Source organism: Chondromyces apiculatus DSM 436, assembly GCF_000601485.1.
GTDB classification, from domain to species: Bacteria; Myxococcota_A; Polyangia; order Polyangiales; family Polyangiaceae; genus Chondromyces; species Chondromyces apiculatus.
In genome coordinates this window covers 322,669-343,844 of record NZ_ASRX01000002.1, presented here as the reverse complement: position 1 = coordinate 343,844, position 21,176 = coordinate 322,669, and the positions used below count along the sequence as shown (strand labels likewise).

Genomic DNA, 21,176 nt, shown 5'->3' with positions numbered 1-21,176 from the left:
TCACCCATGCTACGCTCAGCAGCCTCCCCGATGCGAGAAGCGAGCTCCACCCTCGAACAGCTTCAGACGAAAACCGGCCGGGAATGGCCTCATCTCGCCCGGGCGCGCGAGCGCTCCCTGGAGACCCGCCGCAAGCTCGCGGAGCTGCTGCGCGCCCAGGATCCGAGCGACACCAGCATCGTGGTCTTCGGATCGCTGGCGCGGGGCGAGTACACCTCGGGCAGCGATCTCGACTGGACGCTCCTGATCGATGGTCAGGCCGACGAGGCCCACCACACCCAGGTTCGGGAGATCTCGCGGATCCTGAGCGCCGAGAAGTACCAGGAGCCAGGACCCACGGGCGTGTTCGGCAACTTCGCCTTCAGCCACCCCATCCTCCACCAGATCGGCGGACAGGACGACTCCAACAAGAACACGACCCAGAGGATCCTGCTCCTCCTCGAATCGATGGCCATCGGCAAGCAGGACGCGCACGAGCGGGTGCTCCGGCTGGTGCTCTCCCGTTATATCGAGGACGACCGCGGCATCCGGTTCTCCCGGAACAAGCCATTCCTCGTCCCCCAGGTGCTGCTCAACGATATCGTCCGGTACTGGCGGACCGTCACCGTCGATTTCGTCTCCAAGCAGCGTGAAGGCCGGGATGGGTGGGCGCTCCGCAACGCGAAGCTCCGCATGTCGCGCAAGCTCATCTTCGTGAGCGGGCTCCTCACCTGTTTCAGCTTCGTCCTCTTCGGCCAGCACGTGCAGCTCACGGACACCACCGGCAAGCCGCTGCTGCCGGCGCTGATGCGCGTGCTCCGCGAGCGGCTGGAGCGAACTCCGCTCGAGAACCTGGCCGAGGCGCTGCTCCGGCCCGCGGTGACGCCCGAGACCGGGCGGATCCTCTTCGACGCCTACGATGCCTTCCTCGGCGTCCTCGAAGACAAGGAGAAACGCAGCCAGTTGAAGGAGCTGCCCCTCAACGACGACATGGGCAAGAACCCTGTCTTCCGCGAGGTGATGGCCCTCGGGCGTGACTTCCAGAAAGGCCTCGATCGGCTCTTCTTCGGCGAGGACGACATCCTCTTCCAGCTCATCAAAACGCACGGGGTCTTCTGATGCGCGCGAGCGGCTTCTCCACCGGCGCCCTGGCCAAGGGGGACGTCCCCCACGCCCTGTCGCTCCTCGCGGACAGCGCGACCCGGGTCGTCGAGCTCTCCGCGCTCCGCCTCCACGAGGTCGCGTCGCTCCGCGCCGCCGCGCCCACGCTGGACCTCGGCCCTTACGATTACGTCTCGGTGCACGCCCCGAGCCGCTACGAGCGCAAGGACGAGCCCCTCGTCGTCGACGCGATGCTCGACCTCTCCCGGCGAGGCTGGCCGATCATCCTCCACCCGGACACCATTCACGACTTCGCCCCCTGGCGGCAGCTCGGCTCCCTGCTCGTCATCGAGAACATGGACAAGCGAAAGCCCATCGGGCGGACCGTCGACGAGCTTCATGCGGTGTTCGAGAAGCTCCCCGAGGCCTCCTTCTGCTTCGATCTGGGCCACGCCCGGCAGGTCGACTGCACCATGACCGAGGCCTACGCGCTCGCCTGCGCGTTCCGCCCCCGCCTCCGCCAGCTCCACGTCAGCGAAGTCAGCACCCAGAGCCGGCACGACCTGCTGAGCTGGGGCTCGGTGCGCGCCTTCCAGAAGGTCGCACCCTGGATCCCCAAGGAGACGCCGATGATCCTGGAAACCCCGGCAGTAGCGTCACAAATCCAGGCCCAGATCCGGATGGCTGCTGAAGCGTTGCCCTGCATTTGATCTTGCCAAGGTCAGGAGCCTCCCTATTCTCGTAAGCCATCAGGGTACGCGCACGCAGGACGGTGCGTCGCTCCTGACGAGGGAGAGGTGGCTATCGTGGAGTTCGGCGGTCTGGGCCCCCGCGACGTTCGCTATGCCGCATCACGCGCCTTGCGCGCGCTCTGGCGGCCAGCGCTGGCATTGACGCTCGCAGTCACTTCGGCGGCGTGCGCCTCCCGCGCAGTCGACCCTGCGACCACGGCCGAAGCAGAAGCCGCCTACCGCGACACGCTCGCGCGGTCGGCACGCCTCTGGAAGCGCGCCGAGACCCTTCGTGCCCAGGACCAGGCTGCGGCCATCCAGCTCTACGTGCTCGACGAGGCCGAGGCCACCGGCTCCCCTCCCCCTCTCCTCAAGAAGCGCCGCCGCGCCCTTCAGGTGGAGGCCGCCGCCCGCCGCGCGGAAGCCATCGTCGCCTACCGCGCGCTCGTCGACGCGCCGGACCTCCGGAGCGCCCCCGAGCGATCCCGCGCGCTGTTCGCGCTCGCGCTCTCGCTGCAGGATGCCGGCAAGGCCGAGGAGGCCAAGAAGCGCTACCGCCAGCTCCTCGAAGAGCACCCCGAGGCGCCGGCCACGCCCGAGGCCTACCTCGCCCTCGCGAACCTCGCCTTCGCCGACGGCGATCTCGACGAGGCCGTGTGGCGCTGCGACGGCAGCCTGCGCCGCAGCTCCGGCGCGGGGCTGCGCAAGAGGGCCCTCTACCTCAAGGCGTGGAGCCTGCGCGGCCTCGGGCGAAGCCACAACCGCGCTGCCATGGAGGCCCTGCGCGACATCGTGCGGATGCGCCGCTCCGATCCCCGCTCGCTGGAGGCGCAGATCGAGGACGCCGCCGCGCAGGAGCTCGTCAACCTGTACACGGACCACGGCGACCCCGACCAGGCCGAGGCCTTCTTCGCTGCCGCTGGCCCTCGCGGGGCCAAGCTCCTCGCCCTGGCGCGCTCGCGCGGCCTCGGGACGGGCCGCCGCCTCGAGCGGCTCGATCGCAAGATCTACTGAACACGGCGCCTCGCGCTTGCGGGTCGGGAAGCGACACCGCTACCGTACCGGCGGCGATCGGGCCTTCCCGGCCTGCTCGCTGGCCGCTCTTCGCTTCCGGCTCCCTGCTGGCGGCGCCGCGGCCCTCCTGACCGGATTGCACCCGAGGAAACGCCATGGCCACTCATCCCAAGCTCGTCGACTTCTTCCTGTCGCTCGGTGACAACGACCGCCTGAAGAAATTCCAGGCCGACCCCGACGCGGCCATGGACGAAGCAGGCCTGTCGGACGAGGAGAAGAGCCTCGTGCTCAGCGGCGACGAGGACCGGATCCGCAAGCTCATCGGCGACACGCCCCGCACGGCGGGCCTGCGCTTCGTCATGTCGGCCATGCCCAAGAAGCGCTGAGCGATGCCGTCGGGTGCGCTCACGGTGGTGGGGACCGGCATCCGCCTGATCACCCAGATCACCCTGGAGGCGCGCGCGGCCATCCAGGACGCCGAGAAGGTCTTCTACACCGCCGACGGCCCGGTGCAGCGGCGGTGGCTGGAGCAGCTCAACCCCACCGCGGAGAGCCTCGAGCACCTCTACCAGCTCGGCCGCGATCGGCTGAGCACCTACGACGAGATGGTCGAGCGCGCGCTCTCCGAGGCGCGGAGCGGCGTGCGGGTCTGCCTCGTGATGTACGGCCACCCCGGCGTGCTCGTGACCCCGGCCCACGAAGCGATCCGCAGAGCGCGGGCCGAGGGCATCCGCGCCACCATGCTCCCTGGCGTCTCCGCCGAGGACTGTCTCTTCGCCGACCTCGGGCTCGACCCGGGCGCCCGCGGTTGCCAGACCTTCGAGGCCACCGACTTCCTCGTCCAGCGTCGCCGCTTCGATCCCCGCAGCGCCCTCGTGCTCTACCAGATCGCCGCCATCGGCATCCGCGCCCACACCCTCGCGCTCCCCAACATCCACGGCCTCCGGGCCCTCACCGCTGCCCTGGTCGCCCACTACCCGTCCGAGCACGAGGCCATCGTCTACACCGCCGCCGAGTACCCCGGCTGCCCTCCGCTCCTCACCCCCACCACGCTCGATGCGCTCCCGGAGGCGACCGTCCTCCCCACGTCCACCCTCTACGTCCCGCCTCTCGACGAAGCTCCCGCCGATCCTGACGCCTACCTCGCGCTCGTCTCCCCCTAGAGGGTACGCAGTACCAGTACTCCGTTTCCCAAGTTCGTGTCGGGTCCTCGACTCGGCGTTCGAGCGAAGTCACGAGGGTAGCGACCAGCGGGAGCGTAGGGACCGAAGGTCCCTGATCCAGGGTACGCAGTACCTAGGTGGCCAGGTAGGCCATGGCTGCGCGCATCCCCGCTTCCAGCGGGACCGAGAGCCCTTCCTCGTAGAGGCCCTCGCCCTCCTTGCCGAGGGAAGCACGCAGCGCCTCCAGGATGCGCTCGAACCTGAGCCGCGAGGCCGGGTGGAGACCGATGGAGTAGGCCCGCTCCAGCGCCTGCTCCACGCCGAAAAAGCGCATCGCATCGGTCGACCGCCCCTCGCGCCAGGACAGCTCGGCGAGCCCCAGCAGCCCCCACGCGAGCTGCTCTTTTCGCGCGATCCCTTCCCAGCGCGCCAGACCCTCGCGCAGATCCATCCGCGCCGCGGCGAGATCCCCTTGCAGCAGCGCGTTGTCCGCCAGGTTCAACCACGCGCGCGCCGCCAGCTCCTCGTTGCCGAGCGCGCGCGCGAGGCTCAGCGTCTCCTCGTAGCAAGCCGCCGCCTGCGCGTGACGGCCCAGGAACTGCAGCGCGCCCCCCAGCGTGCTCAGCGTCTCTGCGACGCTCACCTGGGAGCCCAGCATCCGCTGCAACGACAGACCTTCCTGCAGGAGCCCCGCGGCCGCCTCGTACTCTCCCTGGAAGCACCAGGTCAGCCCCAGCGCGTGCAGCAGGACCCCGATCAGCCACCGGTCCCCGGTGCGTCGCGCCAGCGTCAGCCCTTCCCGCAGCGGCGTCACCGCCTGCTCGAACTCCAGCCGCGACCGGTGGTAGCGCCCCCGCTCGCTGCAGAGACGCGCCTGGATCCAGGGCTCCCCCGCCGCCCGGGCGCACGCGCTCCCCTCGTCGATCGCGGCGAGGGCTGCCGCGTGGTTCCCGCGCAGCAATTCCTGCTCTGCCACACCGGCCAGCGCGAAGGCGAGCCACCAGGGTTCCCCGCCGGCGCGGCAGGCCTCCAGCGCTCCCCCCGGTGAGAGCCAGTCCTTCTCGGGCCATGGCAGCAGCGCCGTCAACACCACCACGGCGCGCGCCCGCAGCGCAGGAGGGGTCGACGGCACCCGCGCGAGCAAGCGCGCCATCCTCGCGCTCCCCTCCGCCTGGTGACCGCGCAGGAACCAGTATCGCCCGAGCGCCGTCGCGAGCCGCAGGGCGAGCGTGGGATCGAGCAACCCCTCCCCTTCCCGCTCCGTCGCCGCTCGTCCTTCAGGTACGTCCGAAGGCGCGTCCGCAGGCCCGTCCACCGCGGTGTCTGCGAGCTCTTCCTCGGTCACGTCCACCACGGCGTCCAGCGCGGCCCGCACGTTGTCGTGCTCCGCGTCGAGGCGCCGGAGCTGGTCGAGCTGCGCCTCCTTCAGCAGCGAAGGCTCCAGCGCCTCGGCGAGCTTCAGGAAGTACGAAAGGTGCCGCGCGCGCGTCGCCAGCGCTTCGCCTGACTCGTCGAGCTTCTCCTTCGCGTAGTGCCGGATCGTCTCCAGCATCCGGTACCGGCCAGCGCCGGCGCGGTTCACCGCCACCACCAGCGACTTGCCCACGAGCTGCGCGACGATCTCGGTCACCGCGCCTGGCCGCAGGTCGAGCGGATCGCCCTCGAACGCGCACACCGCCTCGGCGGCCTCGGGCACCCACCCGCCCTGGAACACTGCGAGCCGGCGCAGCACGGCCCGCTCCGGCTCCGTGAGCAGCTCGTAGCTCCAGTCGATCAGCGAGCGCAGCGTGCGCTGGCGCCGCGACGCCGTGCGCCTCACGCTGTCGAGCAGCCCGAAACGGTCCTCGATGCGCGAGGCGATCTGCACCGCCGTCATCCCCCGCAGCCGCGCCGCCGCCAGCTCGATCGCGAGCGGGATCCCGTCGAGCGTCCGGCAGATGTGCACCACCGACGCGGCCACGTCGGAGGTCAGCGCGAAGTCGGCCTGCGCGGCGCGGCCTCGCTCCACGAAGAGCTGCACTGCCTCGCTCTTCTCCGCCCCCCCGATCTCCTCGTCTGCGGCGGGCACCGGCAGCGGCGACAGCTCCAGGATCGCCTCTCCCTCGATCGACAGCGCTTCCCGGCTCGTGGCGAGGACCCGCAGGCCTGGACAGCCGACGAGCATCGCCTCGGTCAGCTCTGCACAGGCGCCCACCAGGTGCTCGCAGTTGTCCAGCACGAGGAGCATCCGCCGCGGCCGGAGCTGGCGCAGCAGCGTCGACGAAAGGCTCTGCCCTGGCTCCTCCCGCACCCCCACCGCCCCGGCGATGGCCGCCGGGATCGAGGCCGCGTCGGGGACCGACGAGAGATCCACGAACGCCGCCCCGTCCTCGAAGGCGCCGACAAGCTCCCCCGCCACCCGGATGGCCAGCCGCGTCTTGCCGGTCCCCCCGGGGCCGAGCACGCTGAGGAGCCTTCCTTGCTGGAGCACCCGCCGCGCCTCGGCGATCTCGGCCTCGCGCCCGATGAAGCTCGTGAGCGGCGCCGGCAGCCCGAAGCTCACCGCGCCCGGCGCCTGCGACGTTTGCGGCGCCTGCGACTGCGCGCGCACCTCCAGCGTCGACCCATCGGACCTCGGCACCTCGCCGTCCACCTGCGAGGCCACGAGCACCGTCGGCGCGGCGGGGTGCGCGCGCGAGCTGGTCGCGCTCCCGTCCATGGACACCAGCATCGACCGGTGAATGGACGGGTCGTCCGGCAGCAGCGACAGGAGCGCCGCCAGCATCTCCTCCGCACGCTGGAACCGCGCCGCAGGGTTGATCTCCAGGGCCCGGCTCACCACTGCCGAGACGCCTGGCGGCACCCACGGCGCCACCTGCTCCAGCGCAGGCGCCGGGTCCGTGCAGATCGACACCACGGTCTCCCCCACCGCGTCTCGCTGGTGCGGCGCCTTGCCGGCGAGCGCCTCGTAGAGCACCACCCCGAGCGACCACAGGTCCGTCCGCTGGTCCAGCGTCTGCTGCCCCTTCACCTGCTCCGGTGACATGTACAGCGGCGTCCCCAGCATGCTCCCCGGCCTGGTCAGTGTCGCGGCGTCCTTCGAGGCCCACGGCGCGGCCCTCAGCTTCGCGATCCCGAAGTCCAGGATCTTCAGCGACAGCTCGCCGTCGTCCCGCTCGGCGAGGAACAGGTTCGCCGGCTTGATGTCCCGGTGCACCACGCCGGCCGCGTGGGCCCGCGCGAGCCCGCGGCAGGCCTGGACGGCGATGCGCAGGCAGACCATCGGCGGCAGCGACCCCAGCCTGCACAGGATCAGCGACAGGTCCTCGCCGACGAGCAGCTCCATGGCGATGTATGCCGCCCTGGCCGCCTCGTCGATCCCCACGTCGAGCACCTGAGCGATGTGCTGCGACTCGATCGCCCCCGCTGCCCGGGCCTCGATCTCCAGCCGCCCCACCGCGCTCGTGTCGGTCGTGGAGATGACCTTCACCGCCACCCGACGGCCGGTGCCGATGTGTCGCGCCTCGTACACGCGGCCCATCCCGCCCTGACCGATCTGGCGGACCAGTTGATAACGCCCGCCCAGACTCGTGCCGATCACGTGACCGCGGATCGTAGGCGAGCGCCCGGGCCGTCGGCAAGCAGCCCGATGGTCTCGACGTACTTCGCCACCTTTCGCCTGCTGGCAGGACGCGCCAGCGCCACGGCCGAGCCGGCCCCCACGTATCTGCCACGTTCACACGCATCTCGCGTGCCGACCTGCCCACGCATCGCGCGTGCCGGAAGTTTTTGTTATGCCCGCGGCACGGCGCCCACGTCGGCCCCCCTACGCCTCGGTCCACGTCGACGATCCGGGATCCCCTTGCTACCTTGAAGGATCGCTTTCGGGCGATGCAACGTCTGCTCGGGGGATGGAGGAAGCTGATGCGCGCGCCCTTCCCTGCCAGCAACTCGACCTCTCGTGCTGCACGGCGTGAGATCCAGCCTGGATCCATCCACCTGCCGCTCGTCCCGGCCGGGAGCGAGCGCGCCCTCACGCACGACGAAGGGTCGCGCCCTGCGCCAGATGCTCCCTTGACGGGCCACCGCATCCTCGTCGTCGACGACGATGTCGACGCCGCCGACAGCCTCGGCATGCTCCTCGAGCTGCTGGGCAACCAGACCCACATCGCCTACGACGGCATGAGCGCCATCGACGCCACCCGCACGTTCAGGCCCGAAGTGATCCTCCTCGACATCGGCATGCCGGGCATGGACGGCCACGACACCTGCCGCCACATCCGTCAGTCTCCCTGGGGGCAGGACGTCACCATCATCGCCCTCACCGGGTGGAGCCAGGAGCAGGCCCGCCGTCAGAGCCGCGAGGCCGGCTTCGACCTGCACTTCGTGAAACCCGTGGACCCGGACCACATCCTGGAGATCCTCGCGAAGCGAGGGATGCCGACAGCCCCTTGAGCCCACGTATGCTGCCCTCATGTCAGAGCAGCGTGCGCACAACTTCTGGGGATGGGGCTACGCCGATCGCTTCCCGGACCTCGACACCCGCCGCGGCCTCGGCGAGCAGGTAGGCGCCCTGCTCGGCGCCGGTCCTCTCGTGCCTCGCGACCCCCCCGCGCGCGACGCCATCACCCTCCCTGCTCCCCGCATCGCGCCCCCCTCCCCCCTCGCGCATCTCGGCTCTGCCGCTCCGCACGACCGGATCACCCACACCCACGGCCGCGGCTACCGCGACATCCTCCGCGGCTTCCGCGGCGACTTCGCCAGCGCACCCGACTGGGTCGCCTACCCCGCCACCGAACAGGACATCGAAGCGCTCCTCGCCTGGTGCAGCCAGGCCCGCATCACCGTCGTCCCCTTCGGCGGCGGCACCAGCGTCGTCGGCGGCGTGGAGCCCCGGCGCGGCCCTTCCTCCGAGGGCGTCATCTCCCTCGACCTCCGCCGCCTCGACCGCGTCCTCGACGTCGACCCCCTCTCCCGCGCCGCGCGCATCCAGGCGGGCGCCCGCGGACCTGCCATCGAGGCCCAGCTCGCGCCGCACGGCCTCACCCTCCGCCACTACCCCCAGAGCTTCGAGTTCTCCACGCTGGGCGGCTGGATCGCCACCCGCGCTGGCGGCCACTTCGCCACCCTGCACACCCACATCGACGACTTCGTGTCCTCGATCCGCATGCTCACGCCCGCCGGCGTCTACGCCACCCCCAGGCTCCCTGCCTCGGGCGCCGGACCGAGCCCCGACCGCCTCGCCCTCGGCTCCGAGGGCATCCTCGGCGTCATCACCGAGGCCTGGCTCCGCGTCCAGGCGAGGCCTCGCTACCGCGCCTCCGCGAGCGTCTCCTTCCCTGCCTTCGCCGAGGGGGCCGCCGCCGCGCGCGCCATCGCCCAGGCGGGCCTCTATCCCGCCAACTGCCGCCTCATCGACCGCACCGAGATGCTCCTCAACGGCGTCCCCTCCGACGGCGACGCCGTACTCCTCCTCGGCTTCGAGTCTTCCGACCACCCCCTCGGCCCCTGGATCGATCGTGCCCTCGCCCTCGCCGCGGAGCATGGCGGCCGCTGCCCCGAGGGTCCCCGGCTCCGTGACGACGGCGCCCGCGGTGCTGCCGCCGCCGCGTCCACCTACCGCGAGTCCTTCTTCCAGGCCCCTTACCTCCAGACCGCGCTGGTCAGCCTCGGCGTCATCGCCGACACCTTCGAGACAGCCTGCACCTGGGATCGCTTCGAGGCCCTCCACGCCGCTGTCCAGGCGGCAGCCCGCGAGGCCGGCGCGGGCGCCCTCGCCTGCCGCTTCACCCACGTCTACCCCGACGGTCCCGCCCCCTATTACACCTTCCTCGCCGCCGCCCCTCCCGGCGAGGAGATCGAGCGCTGGACTGCCATCCGCAACGCCGCCACGGACGCCCTCGCCGCCGCGGGCGGCACCATCACCCACCACCACGCCGTCGGCCGCCTCCACCGCCCCTGGTACGATCGCGAGCGCCCCGATCCCTTCGCCCTCGCCCTGCGCGCCGCCAAGCGCGCCCTCGACCCCCAGGGCATTCTCAACCCCGGCGTCCTCATCGATGTTTGAGTCTCCACGACGGGACCCGCGTCCCCTCGCCCCGCCGGGAGTGAATCCTGACGGGGCCCCACTCCCCCCGATCCACCTGAGGATTCCATCGCGCACTGCCGCTTCGGGCCTGACGCCCGTCGCCTCGGGAAGCGGACGATGTCCCCGGCCGCATGGGTGAGCCGGGAGCCTGACCCGACCCCTCGGCGCCTGCGCTCCCGACACACCCGCGCCGCCCGCGCGCGACGGAGCCGACGATTGCGTCTGCAAAGCACGCCTTGCAATCGTCTGCGGCCATTCTTGATCGATTGACAACCCGACCCCCGGGGTTAGAAACCAAGCCACGCTCCCCGCCTGCTTGCTGGCTGCCCACAATGCAGCCGCCCGCGGTGGCGCGTCGATGCCTGGGACATGCACGGCGTCCCGAGGCGGTGCACCACACCATTGCGGAGATCACGTGCTCAACGCCAGACTGTTCGGGCTGTTCCAGGTCTTCGGCCTCGTGGCATGGTCGGGCTGCAGCGCACCGCTGCAAGGAGAAGACGCAGAGGGAACCGCGGAGGAAATCGCCAAGGAAATCGCGGAGAAAACTGCGGAGAAAACTGCGGAGAAGACCGCCGCCCTCGCGGGCACGCCCCCGGACACACAGGCGGACGTCGTCGCCCAGGTGGTCGCCATCGACCAGGTCATCGTCTTCAATCGCTTCGGGGCCTTCAACCCCTCGGGGATGCTCTATGCCCTGAAGCGCGACGTCGTCGCCGCGGATCCCTCCTTACCCATCGGCCCTGGCAATGCCACGCTCCGTGACGGAAAGCGCCCCCGGCCCCTCGTCCTGCGCGTCAACGTCGGCGAGACCCTCCGCATCTCCTTCACCAACTGGCTCACCCCCGCGACCGAACCCCTCCCCACCGGCTCCTCCGCCACGCGGCGCGCCTCGTTGCGCGTGGACGGCCTCCAGGTCCACGACATCCAGTCCCTCGGCGTCAACGCCGGCGACGACCCGAACGCGCTCGCCGCGCCCGGAGAGACCCGCGAGATCCTGCTCACGGCAGCGCACGAGGGCACCTTCCTCATGCACAGCGGCGCCGCCCTCCTCGGCGGACAGGCCAATGGCGGCCAGACCGTCCACGGCCTCTTCGGCGCGGTCCACGTCGAGCCGCCCGGCGCGGTTGCCCACCGATCCCAGGTCACCCGCGACGAGCTCCTCGCCGCCTCCCTCTGGCCCCCGAACCCCGACGGAACCCCCCGCATCGACTACGACGCCGTGGACGCCGAGGGCCAGCCCATCCTCGCCATCCGCAACGACGCGGGCGAGATCGTGCACGGCGACCTCAACGCCATCATCAGCGGCTTCACCAGCACCACCTCCGGCACCACCGCCTCGCTCGACCAGGGCCGCTTCCGCGAGCTGACCGTCATCTTCCACGACGCCATGAACGGCGTGCAGGCCTTCCCCGAGTTCACCACCCAGCCCTCCCTCCGCACGGTCGGCGACGGCTTCGGCATCAACTACGGCATCTCCGGCCTCGGCTCCGAACTCATCGCCAACAGGAAGAAGCTCGGCCCCGCGAAGGACTGCGTCGAGTGCAAGTTCGAGGAGTTCTTCCTCAGCTCATGGGCCAACGGCGACCCGGCCCTCCTCGTCGATCCCGACGCGGGCGCGGGCCCAGCCGTCCCCTTTTCCGACGACCCTTCCAATGTCCACCACGGCTACGTCGGCGACCCGACGCGCATCCGCAACCTCCACGCCGGCCCGCTCGACACCCACGTCTTCCACCTCCACGCCCAGCAGTGGCTGAAGACGCCCTCCAGCGACGACGCCAGCTACCTCGACTCGCAGGGCATCGCCCCGGGCGAGGCCTTCACCTACGACATCAGCTACGGCGGCGGCGGCAACCGCAACCTCACCCCGGGCGACTCCATCTTCCACTGCCACCTCTACCCCCACTTCGTGCAGGGCATGTGGGGCCTCTGGCGCAGCCACGACGTCTTCGAGGCGGGCACCTCCGACCGCAACCTCCCGGACGGCGACCTACCTGCCGGCACCCCCGTCCCTGCCGTCGTCCCCCTCCCGGGCCTCGGCATGCCGCCCATGCCCACCTACGCGCCCACCACGGTCGCCCTCCCGGGCGGCGGCACCGCGGTCCGCCCCCCCATGCCTGGCTACCCCTTCTACATCGCCGCCGTCGCCGGCCACCGCCCGCCCCAGCCTCCCCTCGACCTCGACCACGACGGCGGCCTCCCGCGCCACCTCGTCACCAGCGCGCCTGTCGTCTCGCGCGCCCGCGGCCAGTTCGACGCCGTGCTCCTCGAAGCGGATCTCAAGCTCCTGCCACACGACGGCACCCCGCCCGAACGCGCGGCGGCCGACTTCCACGCCGGCCTGTTTCCTGCCGCCGCGCCGCACCTCACCCCGTACGGCTTTCCCGCGCGCGCCTACCCCGCCTTCACCCCGGAGGGCCTGCCGTCCCGCTTTGCGGTCAACGGCCTTCCCCCGAGCCCTGGCGCCCCGTATGCCGACCCCTGCCCCCCCGGCGCGCCGGTGCGCACCTACCGCGCCGCGTACCTGCAGATCGACGGCGTGGTCAACGGCTCCGGCTGGCACGACCCCCAGATGCGCCTCGCCGTCCTCGAACAGGACGTCGACGCCACCCTCGACGGCACCCGCCCTCCCGAGCCGCTCTTCTTCCGCGCCAGCTCCGGCGAATGCGTGGTCTTCAAGGCCACGAACCTCATGCCCGACGTCCTCCAGCAGGACGACTTCCAGATCTTCACCCCCACCGATGTCGTCGGTCAGCATATCCACCTCGTCAAATTCGACGTCACGTCCTCCGACGGCGCTGCCAATGGCTTCAATTACGAAGACGGCACCTTCGCCGCCGAGGAGGTCGTCGCCCGCATCGACGCCGCCAACGCCCGCGGCGGCGCCTTCCCGGCAGACGGCTCCCTCCTCCCCCAGGGCACGCGCATCCCCCTCGCCGCGACCCCGCACCCCACCCTCTCTGCCGCACCCCTCGGCGCCCAGACCACGGTCCAGCGCTGGTGGGCCGATCCCCTCACCAGCAGCAAAGGCAAGGACCGCACGATCCGCACGGCCTTCTCGCACGACCACTTCAGCGCCTCATCGCACCAGCACCACGGCCTCTACGCCGGCCTGGTCGTCGAGCCGACCGGCTCCGTGTGGCGCGACCCGGTGAACGGCCAGCTCTTCGGCGGACGCGCCGACGGAGGCCCCACCAGCTACCGCGCGGACATCTACCTCCCCGGCTCCTCGAACGGCAAGACGCCTCCCTTCCGCGAGTTCAACCTGAGCCTCGCCGACTTCGCCATCGTGTACGACGAGTGCGGCGACCCGGTGCACCCCCCCACCTCCGGAGAGGTCGCGCTCCCGCTGGCCATCGACCATTCCGATGCCGTCTCTCCCCAGCTCATCGCGGCCGCGGATCCGGGCACGCAGCTCATCAACTACCGCAACGCCCCCATTCCCATGCGCATCGCCACCCGCGATTGCGCGACCGGCGCCGTCACCCCCCGCCCCGGCGCCCCGGGCGCCATGCACAACGTCTTCCGCACCGCCATCCACGGCGACCCCGAGACCCCGCTCCTCGAAGCCCACGAAGGCGACCGCATCCAGGTCCGCCTCCTCCAGGGCGCCCAGCACAAGCAGCACACCTTCACCATGCACGGCCTCAAGTGGCTCCGCGAGCCCGACGACCGGGACAGCGGCTACAGCAATGGCCAGCCCATCGGCATCTCCGAGCATTTCGAGCTGGAATCGGCGAGCCCCGCCATCCCTGCGGACAGCGCCACCGGCGTCGCCGACCACCTCTATCAGGGCGCCACCACCGACGACCTCTGGAATGGCGCCTGGGGCATCGTCCGCACCCTGCGCAAGGGCACCCCGGGCCTCCTCCCCCTCCCTGGCAATGCCCCCGTCCCCCCGCCGAACCTCCCCATCTGCCCGGCCACCGCCCCCCTCCGCCAGTACCGCGTCCACGCCCTCCGCGCCCGGGGCAACCTCCCCGGCGACCGCCTCGTGTACAACGCCGAGGCCGGCCTCTACGACCCCGACGCCATCCTCTTCGCCCGCCAGGAAGACCTCCCCGGCCTCCGCAGCGGCGCCCGCGCCCCCGAGCCGCTCATCCTCCGCGCCGCCGCGGGCGAGTGCATCCGGGTCACCCTCATCAACGAGCTACCTCCCCAGTTCACCCACGCCCCCGGCTGGAACTACAACGCCCCCATCGTTGACGGCTTCAACGTCAACCAGGTCGCCCCCTCCAGCCGCGTCTCCCTGCACCCCCAGCTCGTCCACCACGACGTCACCACCGACGACGGCGCCGACGTCGGCCTCAATCCCGTCCAGTCGATCGGCCCTGGCGAATCGCGCACGTACACCTGGTACGCCGGCGAGGTCGTCCTCGACGAAGCCACCGGGAACACCTGGATCCACAAGCCCGTCGAGTTCGGCGCCATCAACCTCAAGGACATGACCGACGTGGTGACCCACGGCATGCACGGCGCCGTCGGCGCCCTCATCGTCGAGCCCCGCTGGGCGAGCTGGATCGACGACGCTGGCCAGCACGCCCAGAGCACCGTCACCTACGCCAACGTCCACGGCTACACCGAGAGCTTCCGCGAGCTGGTCCTCGTCCACCAGGACGAACTCGCGCTCTCCTCCGACGACCCTGCCTTCCAGTGCGCCAGCGCCGCGCTGAACTGCGGCAAGGCCCTCCGCAACGCCTCGAACCTCGGCGACGTCGGCCACAAGGCCTTCAACTACCGCACCGAGCCTGTGTGGGCCCGCCTCGGCCTCCGCCCCGAGACCTCCACCGCGCAGTACAACGCCATGGACCTCGGAGACCTCTTCAGCAGCGCGGTCCACGGCCCTCCCGCGACGCCCCTCTTCACCGCCACCGCCTGGCAGAAGCTCCGCGTTCGCCTCGCCTACCCCTCCGGCCATCTCCGCCGCCACGCCTTCTCCCTCTGGGGCAGCGCCTGGGCCCACAACCCCTGGGCCGAGGGCGCCGCCTCCCGCGCCATGGGCCCCAACCCGCGCGCCTTCGCCATCGCCACCCAGGGAGGCATCGGCCCCATGACCGCCTGGAACGTGGTCCCCTACGACGACGCGGGCGGCCTGCACCACGTCGCCGGCGACCGCCTCTACCTCAACCACCCCACCTCCAAGCTCGCTTCCGGCCTCTGGGGCCTCCTCCGGGTGACCCCGTGAGCGCCCCCTCCCGCAACACCTCTGCCCCCCCTCCGCGCGCCACCTCTGCCCCCCCTCCGCGCGCCGCCTCTGCCCCCCCTCCGCGCGCCACCTCTGTCCCCCCTCCGCGCGCCACCTCGCTCCTCACCCTGGCGTTGCTCGCCGCGCTCACCGCGCCCGCCGTGCCCGTCGCGCTCGGGTCCCTCTCCTGCACCCAGCGCAGCGCCTCCTCCATCGCGCCCCCCGAGGGCACCACCGCCTCCCTCGCCCCGGTCGCCCCTCCTGGCCCATCTGGCTCACCCGGCCGCGCCAGCGGCGAGCTTGCCACCGCCCCTCCCATCGAGCGCGACGGCCTCTCCATCGCCTTCGCGCTCCGCCCCCTTCTCCTCCAGCGCAGCGGCGAACGCGGCGCCGCGCGACCCGAGGCCCACGCCGACAGCACGGCGGTCTTCACCATCACCGACACCCGCACCGGCGCGCCCGTGCGCGGCCTCGCTCCCCTCGCCTGGATGTCCCGTCGCGTGGGCGAAGCGGCGGGCGAAGCGCCGGACGACGCCGCCTGCCGCGACAAGATCAAGAGCTACCGCGCCGGCCTGCTCTCCGTCGCTCCCGACGTCGACATGAACGCCCACCTCCTCTGGACCCTCAACGACGACAGCACCCTCTCGGTCCTCAACCCCCAGGTCGCCTTCAACCGCACCAAGCTCCAGCGCGTCGTCAGCCTCGCCGGGCGCGGCACCGCCTTCGCCATGCACCCCGACGGCGACACCCTGTACGTCACCCTCCAGGGCGACCGCGGCGTCGCCCTCGTCGACACCCGCCGCGGCATGGTCACCGGAAGCGCCCCCGCCGGCCTCTCCCCCACCCGCGTCCTCGTCTCCCCCGACGGCCACACCGTCTGGATCGGCAACGACGGCGACGACACCGTGAGCGTCCTCGACGCCCGCTCCGGCGCCTTGCGGAGAACCCTCCACGTCGGCCGCGGCCACCACGAGATCACCTTCGCCAACCGCAAGCGCGACGCCTGGATCGTCAGCCGCGACGCCGACCGCGCCGTCGTCGTCGACGCCACCGATCTCGAGATCCTCGACGAGGTGGAGATCGGCCCCGGCGCCACCGCCATCGCCGCGAGCGACACCGCCGGCGCCCTCTACGTCGCCAGCCAGGCGCGCGGCGAGGTCCTCATCCTCGACGCCGAGCGCCGCACCCTCGCTGGCCGCCTCGCCCTGGAGCCTGGCGTCGCCGCCGTCCAGTTCGAGCCCCGCGGCAGGTTCGTCTTCGCCCTGAACCCCTCCACGAGCACCCTCACCATCCTCGACGCCGCCACCGGCCGCATCCGCCACACCCTGCGCGACCTCGCCGCCCCCGACGTCGTGGCCTTCACCGACACCTTCGCCTACGTGCGCAGCCTCGACGCGAACCGCATCTCCCTCGTCGACCTCGCCTCCCTCGATCGCCCCGGCACCCCTGCCGCCGTGGAGATCCAGGTCGGCCAGAAGCCCCCTCGCCAGGCCCGCGACGCCGCCTCCGGCGCCCCCATCGTGCCCCTCCCCGAGGGCGCTGGCGCCGTGATCGGCAGCCCCGCCGACAAGGCCCTCTACTACTACGTGGAGGGCATGATGGCCCCCATCGGCACCCTCCTCAACCACGGCCGCGCCCCCCGCTCCGTGCTGATGGAGGACCGCTCCCTCCGCGAGGTCGCGCCGGGCGAGTACGCCACCGCCGTGCACCTCGGCAGCGAGGGCCTCCACGACGTCGCCCTCCTCCTCGACGATCGCCGCGACCGCCGCATCGCCGCCTGCCTGGAGGTCACCGTCCCCACGGGTGACGCCGCGCGCACCGCCGCGATCGTCGCTGCCGACGCCCTCCCCGGCGTGACCGTCGAGCCCCTCTTCGCCGACGACGCCTCCATCCCCGTCGGCAACCCCGTGACGCTCCGCTTCCGCGTCACTCCCCGAACCGCGCCGACCGCGCCGACCGCGCCGACCGCGCCGATCGCGCCGATCGCGCCGACCGCGCCGACGCCGCTGACACCTGCAGCGCCGCCGGTCGACATCGTCGCGTCCCACCGCACCACGCCTCCTCCGCGCAGCGGCAGCGCACCCCCGGACAGTGCCTCCGCTCCCCTCGCCGCGGCGGCGGCTCCCATTCTGGAAGCGGATGCCGTGAGTGCGCTCGTCTTCCGGTTCCCCTCCGGCTTCCGGTGGAGCGGCCTCCCGCGCGCCGAGGGCGACGGCATCTACGCGGTCACGTTCACGCCCCGGCAGCCTGGCGAGTACCGCGTGCTCTTCGGCGCCGAGCGACTGGGCGCCCCCCTCGGCTCCTTGCCCGGGGCCCGCGTGCACGCCCGCGAGCCCTGACTGCGCCGCTACGTGGAGTCTGGACTCCTGTCTGCACTCCGGTCGTCGTCCAGCGGTCCGCCGGGTGGCATGGGTCTGTCACCGACCGCCCGCTGCGCCTTGGCAGCGGCCCGAAGCACGCTCTCCCTCAGCGCGCGAGCCTCCGCCTCTTCCCGCTCACGGGCCGCCTTCTCCGCCAGGTCGCGGTTCTGACGCGCCCGGGCGCGGCTGGTCACCTCCCAGGGATCCTGCTGCGAGGGCTGAGGGTCGAAGTGCCATGCTCCTGCGGTATCACCGAGGATCCGGGAGAGATCCGCCACGAGCTCTGGCCAGAAAGCGTGGAAGGCTTTCGCGATCACCTGCGCATCGCGCGGCTTCGCCGTGTTCGCATTGATCGCCAGCACCATCTCCCGCGTTTGCGGCTTGTCGGCCCTCTTCCTTGGCAACCCGGCGATGGCCCCGCCCAGCACGGTCGGGTCGGTGCCGAGGAGGTAGAGGCACACCGCCCTCTCGCTGAAGTGTCTCGGCAGCGCCTCGGCCCAGGCATCGATCCCCGGAGAGGTCCGATGGTCACGCGTGACACAGAGGATGTAGAAGGTGCCCCCCTTCAGCGCCTGCTCCACGTCGACGGTCCAGCCCTCGCTTCCCTCGGCGGGTGCCTCCAGCAAACAGGGCTCGGCGGCCTGCACGACACCCGGTAGCCAGGTGCACAGCGCACGCGCGACCGCCCTGCCTTGCTCACCCGACCCGCTCACGAAGACCCGTACCATGTGACATCCCCGCCAGGTTCATCGCCGCCGATCGGGCGGCACATGCCGATACCGCAGGAGCAGACGAAAGGGAACGCCAGCCAGGTGTGCGCGCAGACCGCCAAGGCTCGGTCCACCCCAGCGTGCGACACGGCTCTGCCGCCATCGTCGTCTCTGGTTTCTCACCCGGCCCGCCGCGAGGTGCGCTCTCATGAAGCGCGATGGAACCTCACGTCCGGCAGATCGTGAGCGTGGGACACCTCAGCCCCGGCCTGTCGTTCCTCTTCGTGGACGTCATGGCCACCGCGGGCTTGCTCCTCGTGGCCGCCGTCGCGCTCTGGCTCTCGCGCCGCCAGCGCCGCGCCGCCGCGCAGGCCGAGGCCTCCTTCAGCCCTGACGCCCCCCTCGTCCCTGGCGACGCCGTCATCATGGGCACCGTCGAGCGCGCGCACGGGGCGACCGTGGCGGTGCGCGTCGAGATCGCGCAGGACGGGACCGAGTCCGAGAACTCTGGCGTCTGGAGCCACACCTGGACCGAGAAGAGCCGCACGATCCAGGTCGAGCCCTTCTACCTCCGCCATGCCTCCGGCGCGGGCATCCGGGTGGAGCCGGGAAAGGATCTGCTGCTCGTCGACACCCTGGATGGCCTGATCCGGGTCGATCTCACCCGGCGGGTGCGCAGCGCCGAGCTGCTCCCCGGCGAGAAGGTCTTCGCCGTCGGCGAGCTCCGCCGCGTCCACGACCCCGAAGCGCCCCCTCAGGGCTACCGCGGCGGCACCCAGGGATACCTCCTCGGGCCCCCGCGCGGGCGCCCCATGCTCCTCTCCTCGGAGCCGCTCGGCCAGCGGTTCGCGCAGCGCGCGGCCTTCCACAGGCGATGGGCCCGCTATGCGGTCGTCGCCACCCTCGCCTTCAACGCGGTGTTCGCGCCCTTTCACGCGCGCCGCTGGCTGGGCACCACGACAGATGCCCGGGTGACGCACCTGCGCACCTATGTGACCCAGGACGACGACGGCGACGATCGCCATCACTTCGCGGTCACGACGAAGACCCCCGACGGCGCCCTCCTCGTGGACGAGGTGGCCAGAGCCGACTTCGAGAAGCTGAAGGAAGGCGACGTGGTCCAGATCCGCCACGTCCCCTCGTGGCGCTGGGCTTCCGTAATCGGCCCCGGCGTGACGGCCCTGGACGACAGCCTCTTCGCCGTCCCGCTCCTCGGCATCTTCGCCCTCGCCTACCGCCTCCGCACGCGCGCCTCACGCTCCTGGTACGAGCGTGACCTGGTCGATGAGGGCCAAGGCCGCATCGCCGAGAGCACGCCCCTCCCCGGGGACGGCAAGGACAGGAAGGTCCGCGCGATCGGCAAGCCCGCCAAAGGCACCGGACATGGTCCCTAGAGGGAGTCGACGCGCTCGACGTACATCGAGCAGGGTAGCCGGTCCTCGCCGTTGTTGCCGTGGCAGTGGAGGTTCCCGCTCACCTTCACCCGATCGCCGGCCACCAGCACCTTGCCGCCCATGGCCGTACATGCAGGAGGGCACGACGTCCAGACAATGCCGGGCACCCCGGAGCGCTCCCTCCGGGATGAGCCGAGGGGGAGCGCGGATGGCCCCTGCGCTCAGGGGATCGTGGCTCCGCACTCGTACCAGCCCACCGTGTACAGGTTGTACTCCGGCCACACCGGCTCGAACGAGAAGCCCTGCCCGTAGTTCGCGCGCGACCAGCCCTGGCTGCCGACGGGGTTCTCGTACCAGCTCTCTTCGGCCGAGGTCGCGCAGTCCGTGCAGCCGCCGCTCGTGATGTCGTCCTCGTCGGGGATGGTGAACCCGGCGTTGACCAGCTCGCAGTGGTCCTGCCCGTGCCCGGCGTAATCGCCGATCTCGTGGAACACCCCGTCCTCCGTCTCCCCGAGCAGCAGCTTGTACCGCGTCGGCGAGCAGAGGATGGCCCCCACGTACAGCCCGTACTCCTCGTCGAAGCGCACATAGCGGTCCCCGCCGCAGGGCGTGGCGACCCCTCCCACCTGGAAGTTCCCCGGGCTCCACCCGAACCCGCCCGGGTCCGGCGACGTCCCGCCGCACGTCCCGCCGCCGACCGGGAAGCTCACCCCGCAGGACAGCCAGTCCACCGTGTACAGGTTGTACTCCGGCCACACCGGCTCGAACGTGAACCCTTCCCCGAACACCCCGCGCGAGTACCCCTGCGTCCCCACGGGGTTCGCGTACCAGCTCGCGTCCGCCGACGTCGCGCAGTCCTGACACCCCCCGCTGGTGATGTCGTCCTCGTTGGGGATCGAGAACGCCGGATTGACCAGCTCGCAGTGGTCCTGCCCGTGACCGGCGTAATCCCCGATCTGGTAGAAGACCCCCTCCTCGGACTCGCCGAGGTAGAGCTTGTAGCGGTCCGCGGCGCACAGGATCACGCCCACGTACTTCTGGTACGTCTCGTTGAACGACACGTACTTCGCCCCGTCGCACGACGGCTCGTCGAAGGTCTCGAAGCAGCCGTACGACCAGCCCTCGGGCAACGGCTGGCCAGGGTCGCCGGGCTCCACGGGCGTGTCGTCATCCCCGGTCTCCTCGCCCCCGCCGCCCCCGCTCACGATGGGCCCGCAGGCGGCGAGCAGCGCACATGCCGCGAGGGAGAGCACCCAGGCTCCACCCCGTCCACTCCGAGTCTTTCTGGCCATCCTTCGTCTCCTAAAGCGCGTGTCGCGATCCTAACCACGCGTGCCGCGACGCCCGAACCTATGCGCTCCCATGACCGCAGGCCAGCGGTTTCAGGCCGGGATCCCCGCGCCTCCGCATTGGTGCGCCGCGGCATCCGGCGGCGTGCTGCGAGGAGCAAAAGTTTCAGGAACGCGCTGCAG

At 71.5% G+C, this 21,176-nt stretch carries 14 protein-coding genes; 10 read left to right on the top strand and 4 right to left on the bottom strand.

The annotated features are described in order from the left end of the window. Window positions 1-30: 30 nt before the first annotated feature. From CAP_RS01680 to CAP_RS01660, 5 genes are all read left to right on the top strand, one after another. Complete coding sequence (locus tag CAP_RS01680) at window positions 31-1,098, top strand: nucleotidyltransferase domain-containing protein (RefSeq protein WP_044235163.1); 1,068 nt, start codon at window positions 31-33, stop codon at window positions 1,096-1,098. After that, window positions 1,098-1,790, top strand: coding sequence for an apurinic/apyrimidinic endonuclease family protein (locus CAP_RS01675; protein WP_044235160.1), 693 nt, complete (start codon window positions 1,098-1,100; stop codon window positions 1,788-1,790). Before CAP_RS01680 ends, CAP_RS01675 begins: the two co-directional genes overlap by 1 nt. Before the next feature lie 87 nt (window positions 1,791-1,877). After that, the gene (locus CAP_RS01670; RefSeq protein ID WP_081864446.1) at window positions 1,878-2,825 is read left to right on the top strand and encodes a tetratricopeptide repeat protein; all 948 of its coding nucleotides are present in this window, start codon (window positions 1,878-1,880) and stop codon (window positions 2,823-2,825) included. 155 nt (window positions 2,826-2,980) lie between these two features. Then, complete coding sequence (locus CAP_RS01665; RefSeq protein WP_044235156.1) at window positions 2,981-3,211, top strand: hypothetical protein; 231 nt, start codon at window positions 2,981-2,983, stop codon at window positions 3,209-3,211. Between the two features lie 3 nt (window positions 3,212-3,214). Beyond that, window positions 3,215-3,988 (top strand): SAM-dependent methyltransferase, encoded by a 774-nt coding sequence (locus CAP_RS01660; protein ID WP_044235154.1) that lies wholly within the window; start codon window positions 3,215-3,217, stop codon window positions 3,986-3,988. A 133-nt stretch (window positions 3,989-4,121) separates the two neighbouring features. On the opposite strand, the gene CAP_RS01655 is transcribed toward CAP_RS01660, so the two are convergent. Then, window positions 4,122-7,568 carry a protein kinase domain-containing protein gene (locus CAP_RS01655; protein WP_156040392.1) on the bottom strand — a complete coding sequence of 1,149 codons (3,447 nt, stop codon included), beginning with the start codon at window positions 7,566-7,568 and terminating at the stop codon, window positions 4,122-4,124. A gap of 323 nt (window positions 7,569-7,891) precedes the next feature. Here CAP_RS01655 and CAP_RS01650 point away from each other — a divergent pair, with 323 nt between their 5' ends. The 4 genes from CAP_RS01650 (at window position 7,892) to CAP_RS01635 (ending at window position 17,579) form a co-directional block, all read left to right on the top strand. Next, window positions 7,892-8,422, top strand: a complete 531-nt coding sequence (locus CAP_RS01650; RefSeq protein ID WP_052373944.1) for a response regulator — start codon at window positions 7,892-7,894, stop codon at window positions 8,420-8,422. Window positions 8,423-8,441: 19 nt separating this feature from the next. Then, complete coding sequence (locus CAP_RS01645) at window positions 8,442-10,034, top strand: FAD-binding oxidoreductase (protein ID WP_044235150.1); 1,593 nt, start codon at window positions 8,442-8,444, stop codon at window positions 10,032-10,034. Window positions 10,035-10,470: 436 nt separating this feature from the next. Next, window positions 10,471-15,240, top strand: a complete 4,770-nt coding sequence (locus CAP_RS01640; RefSeq protein ID WP_052373943.1) for a copper oxidase — start codon at window positions 10,471-10,473, stop codon at window positions 15,238-15,240. Further along, window positions 15,237-17,579: a hypothetical protein gene (locus CAP_RS01635; protein WP_081864444.1), complete on the top strand. Its 2,343-nt coding sequence runs from the start codon at window positions 15,237-15,239 to the stop codon at window positions 17,577-17,579. The genes CAP_RS01640 and CAP_RS01635 overlap by 4 nt, the downstream gene beginning before the upstream one ends. 8 nt (window positions 17,580-17,587) lie before the next feature. Here CAP_RS01635 and CAP_RS01630 read toward each other — a convergent pair whose 3' ends face one another. After that, on the bottom strand, window positions 17,588-18,328 hold the full coding sequence (locus tag CAP_RS01630; RefSeq protein WP_044235148.1) for a hypothetical protein: 741 nt from the start codon (window positions 18,326-18,328) through the stop codon (window positions 17,588-17,590). A 200-nt stretch (window positions 18,329-18,528) separates the two neighbouring features. Between CAP_RS01630 and CAP_RS01625 the strand changes: the two genes are divergently transcribed. Beyond that, entirely contained in the window at window positions 18,529-19,704 is a 1,176-nt protein-coding gene (locus tag CAP_RS01625) for a hypothetical protein (RefSeq protein WP_052373942.1), read from the top strand. On the opposite strand, the gene CAP_RS49660 is transcribed toward CAP_RS01625, so the two are convergent. Together CAP_RS49660 and CAP_RS01620 are read right to left on the bottom strand one after the other, a co-directional pair. Beyond that, a complete protein-coding gene (locus CAP_RS49660) occupies window positions 19,701-19,871 on the bottom strand; it encodes a hypothetical protein (RefSeq protein WP_156040391.1) in 171 nt (56 codons plus the stop codon). The genes CAP_RS01625 and CAP_RS49660 overlap by 4 nt on opposite strands. Before the next feature lie 54 nt (window positions 19,872-19,925). Beyond that, window positions 19,926-20,996 (bottom strand): hypothetical protein, encoded by a 1,071-nt coding sequence (locus CAP_RS01620; RefSeq protein ID WP_156040390.1) that lies wholly within the window; start codon window positions 20,994-20,996, stop codon window positions 19,926-19,928. Between the last annotated feature and the right edge of the window lie 180 nt (window positions 20,997-21,176).